Source organism: Rhodococcus sp. IEGM 1409 (genome assembly GCF_030056735.1).
Lineage (GTDB): Bacteria > Actinomycetota > Actinomycetes > Mycobacteriales > Mycobacteriaceae > Rhodococcus_F.
On sequence record NZ_JASHKN010000002.1, the window covers coordinates 718,512 to 733,328 of the forward strand.

The window sequence follows — 14,817 nt, forward strand, 5'->3', positions numbered from 1 at the left end:
AACCGAGACGCCGAGAAACCGAGACGCCGAGAAACCGAGACGAGACCCGAGAGGTCTCGTCCCGATCGACCTAGGTAGCCGGAGTCGCTGAGTTCGCGCCGAGAAGTTCGGCGTCCTCGGCGCCGGAGTTCCGCTTCGGAATGGTGAAAGTTGCGCTCACACACAGGATCGCGATGACGAAGCACGCCAGTGTGTACCAAAGATTCCCGATGGGATCTCCAGCGCTGGTGGAACCGTCGACTGCGTCGAAGAAGTCGGCAAGCGCACTCGCCCACAGTATGGCCATGACAACCAGGTACACCACGCTGTAGATCTGGACGAACCTGTTGGTATGGGCAGGAGCATCTGATTCCACCGACCGCAGGTGCATCCATTGGCGGACGAGAACCACGATCGCGACCACCGTGAGGACCGCAAGTTCCGCAGCGTAGAGGAACCCGCGAACGGTGTCGCTACCCATTCCGAAGACCGTCGCCGGGAGTGGGAGGATGAACGTTCCGAGCGACGCCAGAAGGCCGATCACAATCGTGCGCCATACCAACTGAAGTCCGGAGAAGCGCTTGCCGGCATCGACGTGCCGTCCGACGAAGTACTGGACGCAGAATGCCAGCGACATGGGCCACAGAGCGGCGAAGACAACCACGCTGGGGAGTGGAACCGCGTCGAACATGGGTTGGTTGATCGGGTTCGACGTCGACCACTCCCACCATCGCAACTGGGGTCCGAGGTGGTCGAAGATTTCGTAGAACGCATGGTGGACGAAGCCGACGCAGACTGCGCCCAGTAGTGGACCGTATTTGCGGAAAACGCCGAGCATTCTGACTATTTCGAAGGCCAACGTCGCCATCAGCGGGTAGATGGCAACGATGTACAGCGGCAGTCGACCCCACATGAAGTCGACGGTGAACACGTTGTGCGCGAACATCGTGTCCACTTGTTCTTCGATGCCGAACGCCGCCGGGAAGTACAGCGGAGGCTCGATGATGAACAGGTAGGCGGTGGCGCCGAACCAGAGAACCAGGTTGGTGGGGTCGCCGTTGCGGCGCAGTCGCACGATCGCCAACACCAGTGCCAGCACCGAGCCGACGATGATCGTCCATTCGAGGACGGGCAGGGTCCAGTTTTCCAGCGCCGCCGGGTTGCGGAACTCGACAAGTCCACCTGCTTCCTGGCAGGAGAAACCGAGTTCTGTTGCGAGGTGGGCAAACGTGGGGGAGCAGTGCTCTGCCATCAGTTGGCCCCTGACGTGATCGACTCGGCTTGTGCCGGAGATTCAGCGGTGTACCAGCGCGTGCAGTCGTAGCCGTCGTCGTAACGCTTGAACCACTGGTCGGCCAATGCGGGGAGCTTCTCGTGGTCCGGGTTGTGATTGGGCATCTGGCTGCGGAAGACACCGCCCAGTGCGACGAGTTGTTCGCCGAGTTGCAGGTGATCGAAGGCGCGGGGCATGGTGCCCTTGGTCAGGTAGGGCGCAAACGACGTCAGAATCTTCTGCTTGGTGCGGTGCATGGCGAACATCGACAGTGAGTCGACTTGCCGTTCGGAGAGCGGAACGTGCTGGTTGAACCCTGCACAGGCGATGCGAATCACCTTCATCACGTGCGCGAAGATCGACGGCGCCATTCGCATCCGGTAAAGCTCGCTTCCGACAACGGAATTGAAGATGATCAGCGCCGAGCTACGGTGCTCGACCTCCTCGACGAAGTGCCAGATGAACAGCGACGCGACGCGGTCGTCTCCCGGACGGAACAAGGTCGCCTCGTTGTCGAGCATCAGCTTGAACACCGGAGTGAAGGTCGCCTCTAGATCAGCCGTGTACGCGAGCCGGTAGTTCAGTGAGGTCGCCTCGGTGAGCAGATCGAATTCACCGATCACGGCGTCGAGCGTGTTCTGCAGTCCGGGGTAACGCCTGATCAGAGCCTTCACATGCTGGCGGTGCGCGGTCGAGTGGTGACCTTCCTGACGCATGAACGCCACGGCTTCCTCGGCAACCTCCGGATCGCTGATCCGCGACTTGGTTTGCATGATCATCTTCACGATCATCTTCTCGAAACCGATGGCCAGGAACGAGACCGCGTTGGACATGCTCGACCAGGCCGGATTCTCCGGGTTCCACAGGAAGGGAACGTCATGATCCTCGAATCCGAAATCCATCTTTCGGGGCTGAAGGTTGGTCACTTGTCGAACCTCGTCTTTCGGAGGGGCTGGTCAGGTGGCCGCTCTGGCACTCGAAGCCACGTGTGCCGGTAATCATACATATTGGTGTGCAGTTGTATGTTCACTTTTCGATGACGAACGTGAATTCGAGGGACGCAGATGCAAAACCTGCCTGTGTTAGCCTGTGGCTCTTGGACTTCGAGCGCAAAGACATGGTTCGAGCCTCGTTCGAGCGAGGAAGTGGGCAGTGGCACGAAGGCGTGGGTGGGGCGGCAATCCACCGGACAACGACGAAGATGCGTCTCGTCGCATTGTCGAGGCCGCGGTCGAGCTGATCGGACGGACGAGTTCGGAAATCAGCATCGGCGACGTCGCGGAGTCACTGGGCGTGATCCGGCAGACCGTGTATCGATACTTCCCCAGCGCTGACGCTCTGATGCGGGCAGCTGCAATCGCGTCAGTCGACGGCTACCTCGATCGACTCACCACACACGTGAGCGGCATCGAAGATCCCGCTGAGGCGATGACCGAGGGTGTTGTCTACACACTGACCCAGGTCCACCGAACGCCGCATCTCGGCATCCTGCTCACAAGCACGAATTCGAGTCTTCACCCCGAAGGTCTGACCTCTCAGGAGGCGCAAGCCTTCGGAATGGCGATGATCACCCGCTTCGACGTGGACTGGCTGAGTTACGGATACGACGACGCGTCACTTCAGGAACTGGTCGAATACGTCCTGCGGACGATGCAGTCGTTTTTCCTCGCGCCCGGCGACCCAGCGCGCAGCGACGAGGAACTGCGGCGATACCTACGACGCTGGATGGGTTCCGCGATCATCGCCCAGGCGGGTTCGGTGAAAAGTGACCCGGTCAGCGCAGAATTATCGTCAAAGCGATCGCGCCGGCGCACGCAACAATGACGACGACCAAGGCGAACAGGTCGGCCAGCTGAGGGCGCTTGGGGTACGCCGCGATCAATCCGGTGCCCCCGCGAGCGGAGATCGCTTCGCCCATTTCGGCAGATCGCCGAATTGCCACCGACATGGTTGTCGTGATCAGGTCGACTATCGAATTGTCGGCAGCGCTGTTCACCACAGCTTTCGGGCGGAGTCGCCGTGCCGCAACGAGAGTGAGCATCTCGTCGATCAACAGCGGAAGTGAACGAATGCAGAGGGCTGTCGCGATGGCCCACTCGTCGACGGGAATCTTGAAGAATCGAAGCGGTCGGCCCAGTGTGGCCAGGGCGGGGGCCACATCGCTCATCGACGTCGTCCACGCCAACATCAGTGAGACGCAGAGCAGTACAAGGCCGAAGGTCACGGCTTGCAGGTACAGGAACATCGCGTCGAGGCCGATCGGAAGGTTGATCAGTGCGCCGAGCAGAATAAGCGCCCACAACCACCACGGTGGGTGGGGGACTGCTGTCGGGGGGATGCGTCCGATCACCGCGGTCAGCAGTAGCAGTCCGAGCACGACGCCGATCGTCGGCCAGGACGGTGTCACAACTACCACGATGCTGACGAGTACGACGGCCACGATCTTGGTTCCGGCCCACAGTCGATGGACCGGAGACGAGGTCGGGACTTCACGCAGGAGGGTGGTCACGTTGTCGATCCTTCCAAAGCTGCGCCGGCGGCCGGATCGAGCATGCGACCCTGCGACAGTCGAATCGTTCTGCTGCACACGGCATCCATGCCGTCGACGTCATGGGAGATGACGACAACTGCGGTTCCGTTCCGACGAATCCACCTGAGTACGTTCAGGATTTCGTGGCGGCCGGGCGGATCGAGACCGGCGAGAGGTTCGTCGAGAATGAGCACTCGGGGCTGGCGGACGAGGAGACCGGCCAGCACGACGCGTCGCATCTGACCGCCGCTCAACTCGTCGATACTGCGGCCGGCGACGTGACGGTCGAGTCCGACGGCGTCGAGCGCCCAGGACACTTGCACGGATCCGATCTCCGGACCGCCGGCGGCCTCGATGTCTTCGGCGACGGTTCGGCGTTGCAACTGCAGCCTCGAATGTTGGAACGTGAGACCGACGGTGCCGAGTTGACGAGAGACAGGTTTGCCGTCGAAGACTGCGGTTCCCTTGCTCGGTGTGATCAGGCCGGCCATGATCCAGGCCAGGGTCGATTTGCCGGAACCGTTGCCGCCCAGGATCAGTAGCCCGTCCCCGTCGCCGATGGTCAGGTTCACGTCCGACAGTGCGCGTCTCGACCACGGAGTCCGGTCGTTGTACGTGTGGGTGACATCGGTGAGTTGGAGGATCGCTCGAGTGCCCGCCGGCCAGGGCGCGGCGGGCGGACCCGCAAACGTCGAAGTCATCCAACCGGGTTGGTGGTCGATCTGCCGTCCGCGTTGCAGTTGAATCACCCGATCTGCCGCGCGGGTGTCGGCGTGGTGATGGGTCACGAGTACCACGGCCATGGGATGGCGTCGTGGAAGTTCGGCGAGGAGTGCGACCAGTTCCTCCCGGCCCGCCTGATCGACCATCGCGGTGGCTTCGTCCGCGATCAGCAGAGCGGGGCGCCGCGCCAGAGCGGCAGCAACAGCCAGACGTTGCATCTCGCCACCCGAGAGCCCCGAGGTCTCGCGCATACCCATGCCGGCGAGTCCTACTTCAGCCAACAGTGCATCGACGTCAGGACGGGACTCGGGGGAAAGCCCCCAGACGACGTCGTCCGCGACGCGGGTTCCGAGGATCTGGCTCTCCGGTCGTTGCAGGACGACGGCCGTTCCGCCGTGTCGGCCGAGGCCGGCGGACCCGGGCCTCGTCAGGCTCCCGATGGTCGGCGCGCGACCGGCGAGCAACCTGGTGAGTGTGGACTTGCCCGAGCCGTTGTGGCCGACGACGGTGACGAACTCTCCGCGCCGGACGGTGAAGTTGACATCGATGAGGGCCGGCGTCGATGCACCCGGATAGGTGAAGCCCACGTGATCGAAAGTCACCGGCAACGGATCGATCGGACGGTCGTCAGGTGTTGTCTCGAGCGGGTCGGCCGAGGGGAGTGCAACCAATCGATCGAGGACGGCACCGAGGACAAAATAGGAGACGACGGTGCTCAGGACGATCCCGGAGATGATCGACGCGGCGATCCACAACCACCAGTAGTCGATGATCGAGCCGATGCTGTTCTCGATCCACTCGGCTGCCCCGACCAGGGAAGGCGCACGCTTCAAGATTGTGGCCACACCCAGCGCGGTGTTCTCGAGCGAGTTCAACAACAAGTTGCGCAGGGGCGCGAGAACAAGCAGCAAGACTATGGAGAACAACGCCAGCGCCGGCCCGATGACAAATGACGACAGCAACGCGGAGATGAAGCCGAGACCACGCCGCTTGACCGTGCCGATGATTCCGCCGAGGAGGGCGCACAGTGCCACCGTCGATGCAGATCCCGCACCGGCGGCGACAAAGGCGACCGCAGTAGCCGACACTCCGGCCGTCACTACCGCTCGGACCCGAAAGCGCTGGGCAACAATTCCCATCGGAACCGCGGCCACGAGGTTGAGGGCGCTGGCCATGGGGATGACCGTGGCGATGACGGACAACGCGACCGTGAATCCGGCCATGACGGCACCCGTTGCCAACTCGAGTGGTCGAAGGGTGCCGGTTTCGCGGACTTGCGGACGGTTGTTCACTACGTCCAGTGTGCCAGGGGTGACATCACTCCTGCCCGACTGATGGTGAGCGCATCGGCGCGATTGCGTAGGCTTCACCTCAAACAATGCATCGGACGGAGCGTGGAAGACGTGAGTGCAGCACCCATCAGGGTCGGGGTTCTGGGAGCCAAGGGCAAGGTCGGTCGAGCGATCTGCGAGGCAGTGGAAGCTGCTCCCGATCTGGAACTTGTTGCGCAGGTCGACACCGGTGATCGCATCGAGACGTTTGTCGACACCCGCACCCAGGTAGTGGTCGACTTCACTCACCCTGACGTCGTCATGGGAAATCTGGAATTCCTCGTGGCCAACGGAATTCACGCTGTGATCGGCACCACCGGTTTCGACGAGTCCCGGCTCGCGACTGTGCAGTCCTGGCTCGACGCCCAGCCGGCAACGGGTGTTCTGATCGCGCCCAACTTCGCCATAGGTGCGGTGCTGTTGATGCGTTTCTCGGCTGCGGCGGCGCGCTTCTTCGATTCCGTCGAGGTCATCGAACTTCACCATCCCAACAAGGCCGACGCGCCTTCGGGCACCGCATACCGAACGGCCGCGATGATTGCCGAGGCTCGCGCGGAAGCAGGTGTCGGACGCAGTCCTGACGCCACCACGACCGAACTCGAGGGTGCGCGCGGAGCCGACGTCGACGGCGTCCGGGTTCACTCCGTGCGCATGGCCGGGCTGGTTGCGCATCAGGAAGTGATTCTCGGAACGCAGGGCGAGACGCTGACCATTCGACACGACTCCATCGATCGGAATTCGTTCGCGCCGGGCGTTCTGCTCGGTGTTCGTCAGATCGGGTCGCATCCGGGTCTGACGGTCGGTATCGATTCCTTCCTCGATCTATGAACAAGACCACCCGCACCCTCGCGCTGATCGTTGCGATCTGTATCGCGCTCGCGGTGTACTTCGTGCTGCTCGGCCAGCGCGGAATCCAGCTCATCCAGGACGGCGGCGGCGCCGCAATCGGTCTCGGGATCGGCGTGCTGATCCTGCCGTTCCTGGGGCTGTGGCTCGTCATCGCCACGCTCCGTGCGGGGTTCACGCACCAGCGCCTCGCGCAACAGATCCACGATGAAGGCCTCACGGTCGACGCCTCGTCGCTCCCGAAATTGCCTTCGGGTCGGATCGAGCGAGCGGCCGCCGACGAGTTGTTCGCCCAGATCAAGGTCGACTGGGAAGCAGATCCGGACAACTGGAAGCAGAACTTCCGACTCGCTCGCGCCTACGACTACGCCGGTGACCGAAGCCGTGCGCGGGAAACCATGCGCAGGGCAGTGGAACTGGAACGTCGTTCGCGAGGCAAGTAGTTTTCTCTGCTGCGACCAGGGGTCAGCTGAGGCGCTAACGCTCCGGAACCGTTGTGGGAGAAGACGGATCCGGAGTGGTGGGGTCGAATGGCGGCGGGTTGTTCGGGTCGAAGCTCGTTACCGGCACCGAACACGTCGCGCCCACTTCGGGATACGTGTTCGGATTGACCCGCAATGCCGAGACGAATTGATCGATGCGAGCGTCCTCGGCGTTGTCGAGCTTGAGTTGACGGCCCCATGACTGCAGCGAGATCGGCGAATCCAGGGTCGGGTACGGCGACATCAGTGTGTAGCTCATGCCCTCGACTCGCTGCGCCAAGCGGGCCTGATCCTCGCCCGAGACGAGGTCGGGGTTGTACGTGATCCACACAGCTCCGTGCTCGAGAGAATGGATCGCATTCTCGGTCCGAATCGCTTGCGGATAAACAACTCCGGTGCAGTTTGCCCAGACCGAATCATGACGACCGCCGAAAGGCGGTGAATGTGTGTACGCCACACGTTCGTTCGGGCGTACGTGTTGAGCGGCGGGGTAGTCGACCGCGGCAACTCCGTCGATGGCTTCGGACGGATCCGGATTGTCGACGCTCGGAACAAACGCATCCGGACGAGGTGTACCTTCGACGGAATTCGCGCACGAAGCCAGCGCGAGAACTGCCGAGATCGCCACTGTCGCTCGAAGTTGTTTGTTCACTCGGTCATGATAGCGGCGCCCGATCGCTTTCCCTGGGACGTGAATCGACTACAAGCCGAGAGAGCCGCTCGCTCCGCCCGACAGTGCGATGTCACTGGCGCCGCGAAGAATTCGGAGTGGCGGCAGCGGCCCTTGGTATGCCTCGGAACCGCTGATCAGATCACCGGCAGCGTCGAACGCGAGCGCTTCACCTTGTGGCTCGTCGGGAAGGGGAACACGAATCGGATTGATGGTCAACGCTTTCACGACATCACCATCGGGAGCCGCGTACAGGTAGACGTCCGTGTACGTGCGAAGCGCTACCACCGTGCCGTCCTTGCTCACGGCGCCGCCGGTGACGGCCATCGTGCCGGCATGAGGAACCGGCCCACGGACGTGAGGGTGGGTGTGATCCTCAGCTGCCCACGTCGGCCGACGTGGTCGGCGACGCCGTACTCAGATCTTGAACATGCTGTCGCTCAGCGGTTGTGTAGACGACGCTTGCGCCGAAATAGTCTTTGGTGAGGATGACGGGAAGCCCGTCGCACTGGATCAACAGCGTCTCGGCGCCATGCGCCCCGTCCGGATAAACCCGGGGGTAGGAGGTAGCGGTGCCTGAAGCCGGATCGAGTTCGATCAGCCCCATCGACGTTCGCACCGCGTTGTTGTCGCCGATGTCTGCCAGCCACAGGTGGCCGTCAGGAGTCGAGGAGAGATCCTCGACATCGACGCGAGGAATACCCACATTGATCCAGCGCTGAACTTGGCAGTTCGAATCGAGTTCGGCGACGCGATCGTCAGAGTCGCTGTCGCCGATTGCGTACATCCCGGTTGTTGTGGCGGTGAGTCCGGACAGCTCGGAAAGGCCCGCATCGGTGGGCGTGCACAGAGCGTCGAGGACGCGCGAGGCCTGGTATGCCGCTGCCGGAACCGTGAACACCGACGTCTGCGGCGGCGAGAACAACTGAGCCGGCGGCCGCGGAGAGCGAGTGGGCAAGCGCGCGATTCCACATCACAGTGGAGTCCTCCGGGCCGAAAAATCGGGAGTTAGTACCCAGAAAATACTGGACGTACATCTCGGTTTGTCCGAAAAGACAAGAAATGGTCTACGCCTCGGCGTCGTGATGCGTCGGTGGTTCACCGAATGAATGTGGGTGCAGGAGGGGATACTCGACTCACCGGAGATCGGCGACAACGAGCAGGAAGTGACGAAGCGATGGCGAAGAGTGATTCCGAAAAGCAAGGCGCAGACTCCCCGTCTCAGTTGATCGACAAGCGAATCGAGGAACTCGGAGACTGGCGGGGCGAGATGCTCTCGCGGCTACGCACTCTGATCAAAGAGGTGGACCCGGATGTGGTGGAGGAATGGAAGTGGCGAGGAGTACCGGTGTGGTACCACGCCGGAATGATCTGTACCGGTGAGACTTACAAGAGCGCCGTCAAGGTGACTTTTGCAAAAGGCGCATCACTCGAGGACGCCTCAGGCCTCTTCAACTCCAGCCTCGAGGGCAACACGAGGCGGGCGATCGACTTTCACGAGGGTGAAGCCGTCGACGAAAAGGCGTTCAAGGCACTCGTTCACGCCGCGATTGCCCTGAACACCTCGAAAAAGTGACTCCCTGTCACAGCTGATGTTCAGCGAGGTCGAACGCGCTGAGTAGCGTGCGGAATTTTGTACTGGTCTCTCGCAACTCGGTTTCAGGATCGGAAGAAGCGACGATGCCGCCGCCGGCGTACGCCCGCGCGGACAGCCCGTCTGCGGCGATCTCTGCGCAACGAATGGCTACCATCCACTCGCCGTCTCCGGTCCGGTCGCACCAGCCGACGGCACCGGCATAGAACCCGCGATCGCCTTCAGTTGCGGTGATGTGCTCGCGTGCGACGTCAGTAGGTGTTCCGCAGACAGCGGGAGTCGGGTGCAGCGCCATTGCCAGTTCGAGGGAGGTCAGGCTCGGGTCGGTCAGGACACCTTCGATCTTGGTCCCGAGGTGCCACAGTTGCGGTGTCCGAAGCAGTTCCGGAGCACTGGGAGCAGTGAATGACGTGCACAGAGGTCCGAGTATCGCGCTGATGGAATCGACGACAAAAGCGTGTTCGGTGAGATCTTTGGTCGAAGCGCGGAGTTGCTCGGCATTCGCCTCGTCTTGATCCGAATTCGGATGCCGTGCAATCGAGCCCGCCAACGGGTGGCAAGTGACGATGTCGCCTCGCCGTTCGATCAGAACTTCAGGTGTCGAGCCGACCAGCGAACGTCCGCGGTATCCGCCACCGGCGGGAGACAGGTCGACGCAGAAGCCGTTGTGCGCGTGGTCGAGTGCAATCAGTTTCTCGGCCAGAGCAGAGGGGGAGATCGCGGACTCGGCTTCGATGGTCAGTGAGCGTGCGAGGACAACCTTGTCGAGTTCGCCTGCTCGAAGACGGGCGATGGCGCGGCGGACCCTGTCGGTGTGGATCTGCGGACTCGGTTCGAATCCGGCTACCCGTGAAGAGGGGAGCGTCGGAATGTATGAGTGATATAGATCACCGCGAACCCGCGTGAAACTCAGTGGCGCAGTGAGAGCGGACGGCGTCTCCGGAGAGAAGGGCAGTGCGCCGACGACCGAGTCGATACGCCCCGTTTTGAGGGCTTCAGCCGCGTCGAAGGCCGAGTCGAATTCTTCGACTACTCCCGAAGTGCGGATCGACGTTTGCCTACGTGAGAGCAGGAAAACGGAGTCCGTTCCATCGTCAGTCCGGTTGTTGCGCAACGGGAACTCGGAGACTTCGGCGAGTGCTGACATGGACACCCTTCCAGTTCGACAGGTTTACTTGCTATGTTGAGGCTAGCCTTAGTTCGGGCGAATTTGTGTCGCAAGCGTCCGGGTTGTGTAGTTCCGTACCGTTATGGTTAGGCTGGCCTAAAGTCAAGGCGTGCGGATGGGGTCGACACGAGGGTTGGTTGGCTCGATCTGAGCGCGTCGACCCCTACTCGAGGAGACCGATGAGCAACACCGTGGACCGTGACCAGATCGTGCGCGACGTCGCCGAGGTTCTGTCGATGAGGGCAGAACAACTCGGCGACGACGCGGACCTGGGTGACGAGGGCCTGGACTCGGTTCGTTTGATGACGCTCGTCGAACGGTGGCGAGGAGCGGGCGCGGATGCCGACTTCGCCGAGTTGGCAGAAGAACCCACGATCAATGCCTGGGTTCAGGTCCTGTGCCCGCAGTGAGTGCGCACCGAATCGCCGTGGTCACCGGTGCAGCGGCGGGTATCGGCGCTGCAGTTGCTCGGACTCTTGCGCGCGACGGGTATTCGCTGGCGCTTCTCGATCGCGACGACGTCGAATTGAAGCGGGTAGCTGCGGAATTGGCAGAAACCATCGATGGCGCCGAGATCGAGTCCCACGTCGTGGACGTGACCGATCGGCAAGCAGTCGATGCAGCAGTGGCCTCCACGATGGACACGTTCGGCCGGATCGACGCGCTCGCGCACGTTGCCGGAATTCTCGACACCGGATCGGTGCTGGACTCTGATCCCGTTCAGTGGCGGAAGATATTCGATGTCAACGTCTTCGGTTTGCTGAACGTGCTGCAAAGTGTGGGATTGGAAATGCGTCGTCAGCGGACCGGGTCGATCGTGGTGGTCTCGTCCAACGCGGCCGGAGTCCCACGTATCGGGATGGGTGCTTACGGTTCGTCCAAAGCGGCTGCGACGATGTTGGTGCGAACCGCTGGACTGGAGTTGGCCGGCGACGGGATTCGTGTCAACGTGGTTGCTCCGGGATCCACCGACACCGCAATGCAGCGTTCGTTGTGGTCGGACCCCTCCGACGATTCGGGTGCCGACGCGGTCATCGAAGGCAATCTGGCGAGCTATCGCCTGGGCATTCCGCTCGGAAAACTGGCCACCGCAGACGATATCGCGGACTCGGTGCACTTTCTGCTGTCCGACCGGGCAGCCCACATCACCATGCAGGCGCTGTACGTCGACGGTGGAGCGACGCTCAAAGCGTGAGACGTATTTGCTGACAGCACTTTCGAACAGGAGTCACTTGCATGACCTCGAGGATCGCTCGCGAGCCCTTGGCGCCCGTCGCACAGTATCCACCCGAATTGGTGACGCGCTATCGGGAACGAGGCTACTGGACGGACGAGACGCTGGCCGGATTCGTCACGGCTGCGGCCGCACGACATCCCGACAACGAAGCTGTGGTCGGTAGCGATGCCGCTGGAGCAAAAACACGGTTGACGTATTCCGAGCTCGACCGTCGCAGTTCGGCAGTGGCCGGAGGCCTGTTCGCGTTGGGTGTTCGCGCCGGTGACCGAGTGCTCCTGCAGCTACCGAACATCGTGGAATACGTCGAAGCATTGTTCGGTGTGCTGAAGCTCGGCGCACTGCCGGTTTTCGGGTTGCCGGCGCATCGCCGAACCGAAATCGGATACTTCTGCCAGTTCGCTGATGTGGCTGCCTATATCGTGGCCGACCGTCATGGCGGGTTCGACTACCGCGCATTGGCGCGCGAGGTGAACGAAGGCCTCGAGACTCCGCCTGTTGTGATCGTGGCGGGTGACCCCGAAGAGTTTGTCGGTTTCGATTCGCTGCGCGGATACGAGGTTCCCGTTCTTGCCGACGTCGATCCGTTGTCGGTCGCCTTTCTTCAGCTTTCCGGTGGCACGACCGGTGTTCCGAAGCTGATTCCGCGAACGCACGCCGACTACCTCTACTCGGTGCGGGCATCCAACCCGATCTGCGGCGTCGACGACTCGACGCGCATGTTGGTGGTTCTTCCTGCTGCGCACAATTTTCCGATGAGTTCGCCGGGCATCCTGGGTGTTTTCCACGCGGGCGGCACCGTGGTTCTGGCGCCGGACACCATGCCCTCCACAGCTTTCGGTCTGATCGAATCAGAGCGAATCACGCACGCGTCGTTGGTTCCACCGATCGCTTTGGCCTGGATGGCCGCCCCCAGCAAGGCAGATCACGATCTGTCGAGCTTGCGGGTTCTCGGCGTCGGCGGAGCGAAGTTCAGCGCCGAAGCCGCTGCACGGGTACCCACGGAGCTGGGCTGCACCCTCCAGCAGGTGTTCGGGATGGCCGAGGGGCTGGTCAACTACACCCGCCTCGACGACACGCAAGAATTGATCGTCAGCACGCAGGGCCGGCCCATTTCATCCGACGACGAGGTTCGTGTGGTCGATGACGAGGGCGCGCTCGTCGAGCCCGGAACCACGGGCCACCTGCTGACGCGGGGGCCGTACACGATCCGTGGCTACTACCGCGCGGATGCGCACAATGGCGAGGTCTTCGATGCCGAAGGTTTCTACCGCACCGGCGATCTGGTCAGCGTCACCGATACGGGTCACCTGATAGTCGAGGGGCGCGCAAAGGACCAGATCAACCGCGGTGGCGAGAAGGTGGCAGCCGAGGAGATCGAAAACCACCTGCTCTCGCATCCTGCTGTCCACGACGCGGCCGTCGTCGCTGTTCCCGACGAGTACCTGGGCGAGCGAACGTGTGCAGTCCTGGTGATTGCCGGCGAAGCGCCGACTGTCGGCGAGATCAAGCGATACATACGAGGCCGAGGCGTTGCGGCGTACAAGGTTCCGGATCGAGTGGAATTCGTGACCGAGTTCCCCGTCACCGGCGTCGGAAAGACCAGTAAGGCGGCCTTGCGCCGTGTTCTCAGTGAATCGATTGCGGCGCAGACGCTGTCGAGTTGATCGGTTCTCACTCCCACTCTCTCGAGGAGATAATTCATGGCGCTACCCACCGCAGTCCGATACGAGATGCCCACCGAGTTTCCGCAGAATCGGGTCGACTGGACTCTCGATCCTTCCAGGGCGGTGCTGCTTCTGCACGACATGCAGGAGTATTTCGTGAACGCGTACGACCGAAGCGTCGACCCGCTCCAAACCGTGGTTCCGAACATCGACCGCCTTCGTTCGTCGGCGCGAGCTGCCGGAATGCCGATCGTCTACACCGCACAACCGGGTGATCAGGATCCCGAGGAGCGCGCGTTGCTGTCGGATTTCTGGGGACCGGGACTGAAGGCAGATCCTGCTCACACCGACGTGATCGCCGAGTTGGCTCCGCATCCGGTCGACGTCATGCTCACTAAATGGCGCTACAGCGCCTTCATCAAGACCGACTTGCGTGAGCGGCTGCGCGAGAGTGGACGTGACCAGCTGGTCATCACCGGAATCTATGCCCACATCGGTTGCCTGACTACCGCTTTGGACGGGTTCATGCAAGACGTGCAGATCTTCTTCGTAGGCGACGCGGTGGCCGACTTCTCCCTGGACGAGCATGTCGGTGCACTCGAGTACGCGGCCGGACGCTGCGCCTCGGTCACCCGAACCGATGACCTGGTCAAGGCGATGAGCGCGGAAACGGTTTCGGCCTAGGCGTGAACGGCGACGGGTGGGCCACCCGTCGCCGTATTGTCAGGTGTGTGAAGACTTTGTTGGTGGTTCACCACTCGCCCTCGCCGACAACCCACGAATTGTTGGATGCGGTCCTTGCCGGGGCTCGCGATCCCGAGATCGAGGGCGTCGAGGTGAAGGTGATGCCGGCGTTGGCTGCGACCGTGCCCGACGTACTCGCTGCTGACGGATATCTTTTCGGTACCACCGCCAATTTCGGATACATGTCGGGTGCGCTCAAATACTTCTTCGACACCACGTACTACCAATGCCTCGGTGCGGTTTCGGATCGGCCGTACGGACTGTGGGTTCACGGAAACAACGACACTGCTGGTGCTGTGTCGTCGGTTCGCAAGCTCGCCATCGGGCTCGGATTGGTTGCGGTGGCGGATCCGCTCGAAGTGACTGTGAGCGTGGACAAATCGGTGCGCAATCGTTGTTCTGAATTGGGCGGAACCGTCGCGGCAACGCTGATGGACTAGCCTTCACGTTCCTTGTTCCGGTTCACGAAAGATCCTGCCCCACAAATTGTTGTGGCTGTGCGTGTCGACCCGCGAGCTCGTTGGGTGCTGTCGGTCCGCCAGATTTCCAGGTCGAGGGCGGGGTGGATTGCCCGAT

17 protein-coding genes are annotated in these 14,817 nt (G+C 62.1%); 9 read left to right on the forward strand and 8 right to left on the reverse strand.

Features of this window, described 5'->3' with window-relative positions; all coding sequences use genetic code 11:
- Nucleotides 1–70 precede the first annotated feature (70 nt).
- A complete protein-coding gene (locus QM716_RS09390; RefSeq protein WP_283303882.1) occupies nucleotides 71–1,231 on the reverse strand; it encodes a DUF7802 domain-containing protein in 1,161 nt (386 codons plus the stop codon).
- Entirely contained in the window at nucleotides 1,231–2,178 is a 948-nt protein-coding gene (locus QM716_RS09395; protein WP_283303883.1) for a metal-dependent hydrolase, read from the reverse strand. Before QM716_RS09395 ends, QM716_RS09390 begins: the two co-directional genes overlap by 1 nt.
- A gap of 226 nt (nucleotides 2,179–2,404) precedes the next feature.
- On the opposite strand from QM716_RS09395, the gene QM716_RS09400 reads away from it, so the two are divergent.
- Nucleotides 2,405–3,076 (forward strand): TetR/AcrR family transcriptional regulator, encoded by a 672-nt coding sequence (locus QM716_RS09400; RefSeq protein ID WP_283303884.1) that lies wholly within the window; start codon nucleotides 2,405–2,407, stop codon nucleotides 3,074–3,076.
- On the opposite strand, the gene QM716_RS09405 is transcribed toward QM716_RS09400, so the two are convergent.
- Both QM716_RS09405 and QM716_RS09410 read right to left on the reverse strand, forming a co-directional pair.
- Nucleotides 3,027–3,761, reverse strand: a complete 735-nt coding sequence (locus tag QM716_RS09405) for an energy-coupling factor transporter transmembrane component T family protein (RefSeq protein ID WP_283303885.1) — start codon at nucleotides 3,759–3,761, stop codon at nucleotides 3,027–3,029. The two genes, QM716_RS09400 and QM716_RS09405, sit on opposite strands and share 50 nt — an antisense overlap.
- The gene (locus QM716_RS09410) at nucleotides 3,758–5,797 is read right to left on the reverse strand and encodes an ATP-binding cassette domain-containing protein (protein ID WP_283303886.1); all 2,040 of its coding nucleotides are present in this window, start codon (nucleotides 5,795–5,797) and stop codon (nucleotides 3,758–3,760) included. The genes QM716_RS09405 and QM716_RS09410 overlap by 4 nt, the downstream gene beginning before the upstream one ends.
- Nucleotides 5,798–5,899: 102 nt before the next feature.
- Between QM716_RS09410 and dapB the strand changes: the two genes are divergently transcribed.
- Nucleotides 5,900–6,664, forward strand: coding sequence for a 4-hydroxy-tetrahydrodipicolinate reductase (gene dapB, locus QM716_RS09415; protein WP_283303887.1), 765 nt, complete (start codon nucleotides 5,900–5,902; stop codon nucleotides 6,662–6,664).
- A complete protein-coding gene (locus QM716_RS09420) occupies nucleotides 6,661–7,125 on the forward strand; it encodes a hypothetical protein (protein ID WP_283303888.1) in 465 nt (154 codons plus the stop codon). The genes dapB and QM716_RS09420 overlap by 4 nt, the downstream gene beginning before the upstream one ends.
- Before the next feature lie 34 nt (nucleotides 7,126–7,159).
- Here the strand turns inward: QM716_RS09420 and QM716_RS09425 are convergent, their stop codons facing one another.
- From QM716_RS09425 to QM716_RS09435, 3 genes are read right to left on the reverse strand one after another with little or no spacing between them, the layout of a single operon-like run.
- Nucleotides 7,160–7,816: a thioredoxin-like domain-containing protein gene (locus QM716_RS09425; protein WP_283303889.1), complete on the reverse strand. Its 657-nt coding sequence runs from the start codon at nucleotides 7,814–7,816 to the stop codon at nucleotides 7,160–7,162.
- A 48-nt stretch (nucleotides 7,817–7,864) separates the two neighbouring features.
- Nucleotides 7,865–8,161 (reverse strand): hypothetical protein, encoded by a 297-nt coding sequence (locus QM716_RS09430; protein ID WP_283303890.1) that lies wholly within the window; start codon nucleotides 8,159–8,161, stop codon nucleotides 7,865–7,867.
- 49 nt (nucleotides 8,162–8,210) lie between these two features.
- On the reverse strand, nucleotides 8,211–8,792 hold the full coding sequence (locus QM716_RS09435) for a hypothetical protein (protein ID WP_283303892.1): 582 nt from the start codon (nucleotides 8,790–8,792) through the stop codon (nucleotides 8,211–8,213).
- A gap of 219 nt (nucleotides 8,793–9,011) precedes the next feature.
- Here QM716_RS09435 and QM716_RS09440 point away from each other — a divergent pair, with 219 nt between their 5' ends.
- Nucleotides 9,012–9,410 (forward strand): DUF1801 domain-containing protein, encoded by a 399-nt coding sequence (locus QM716_RS09440; protein WP_283303893.1) that lies wholly within the window; start codon nucleotides 9,012–9,014, stop codon nucleotides 9,408–9,410.
- Between the two features lie 7 nt (nucleotides 9,411–9,417).
- Here the strand turns inward: QM716_RS09440 and QM716_RS09445 are convergent, their stop codons facing one another.
- Complete coding sequence (locus tag QM716_RS09445; RefSeq protein WP_283303894.1) at nucleotides 9,418–10,575, reverse strand: isochorismate synthase; 1,158 nt, start codon at nucleotides 10,573–10,575, stop codon at nucleotides 9,418–9,420.
- Between the two features lie 200 nt (nucleotides 10,576–10,775).
- On the opposite strand from QM716_RS09445, the gene QM716_RS09450 reads away from it, so the two are divergent.
- From QM716_RS09450 to QM716_RS09470, 5 genes are read left to right on the forward strand one after another with little or no spacing between them, the layout of a single operon-like run.
- Entirely contained in the window at nucleotides 10,776–11,006 is a 231-nt protein-coding gene (locus QM716_RS09450; protein ID WP_003942230.1) for a phosphopantetheine-binding protein, read from the forward strand.
- Nucleotides 10,994–11,791, forward strand: coding sequence for a 2,3-dihydro-2,3-dihydroxybenzoate dehydrogenase (locus QM716_RS09455; protein ID WP_283303895.1), 798 nt, complete (start codon nucleotides 10,994–10,996; stop codon nucleotides 11,789–11,791). Before QM716_RS09450 ends, QM716_RS09455 begins: the two co-directional genes overlap by 13 nt.
- A 41-nt stretch (nucleotides 11,792–11,832) precedes the next feature.
- Entirely contained in the window at nucleotides 11,833–13,497 is a 1,665-nt protein-coding gene (locus QM716_RS09460) for a (2,3-dihydroxybenzoyl)adenylate synthase (protein ID WP_283303896.1), read from the forward strand.
- Between the two features lie 36 nt (nucleotides 13,498–13,533).
- A complete protein-coding gene (locus tag QM716_RS09465) occupies nucleotides 13,534–14,181 on the forward strand; it encodes an isochorismatase family protein (protein WP_283303897.1) in 648 nt (215 codons plus the stop codon).
- Between the two features lie 47 nt (nucleotides 14,182–14,228).
- Entirely contained in the window at nucleotides 14,229–14,681 is a 453-nt protein-coding gene (locus QM716_RS09470) for a flavodoxin family protein (RefSeq protein WP_283303898.1), read from the forward strand.
- The last annotated feature ends 136 nt before the right edge of the window (nucleotides 14,682–14,817 follow it).

What these genes read in the sequence shown, in the direction of transcription:
- QM716_RS09390 (WP_283303882.1), bottom strand. Translation starts at nt 1,231, where the DNA reads ATGGCAGAGCACTGCTCCCCCACGTTTGCCCACCTCGCAACAGAACTC.
- QM716_RS09430 (WP_283303890.1), bottom strand. Translation starts at nt 8,161, where the DNA reads ATGGCCGTCACCGGCGGCGCCGTGAGCAAGGACGGCACGGTGGTAGCG.
- QM716_RS09420 (WP_283303888.1), top strand. Translation starts at nt 6,661, where the DNA reads ATGAACAAGACCACCCGCACCCTCGCGCTGATCGTTGCGATCTGTATC.
- QM716_RS09450 (WP_003942230.1), top strand. Translation starts at nt 10,776, where the DNA reads ATGAGCAACACCGTGGACCGTGACCAGATCGTGCGCGACGTCGCCGAG.
- QM716_RS09445 (WP_283303894.1), bottom strand. Translation starts at nt 10,575, where the DNA reads ATGTCAGCACTCGCCGAAGTCTCCGAGTTCCCGTTGCGCAACAACCGG.
- QM716_RS09460 (WP_283303896.1), top strand. Translation starts at nt 11,833, where the DNA reads ATGACCTCGAGGATCGCTCGCGAGCCCTTGGCGCCCGTCGCACAGTAT.
- QM716_RS09440 (WP_283303893.1), top strand. Translation starts at nt 9,012, where the DNA reads ATGGCGAAGAGTGATTCCGAAAAGCAAGGCGCAGACTCCCCGTCTCAG.
- QM716_RS09465 (WP_283303897.1), top strand. Translation starts at nt 13,534, where the DNA reads ATGGCGCTACCCACCGCAGTCCGATACGAGATGCCCACCGAGTTTCCG.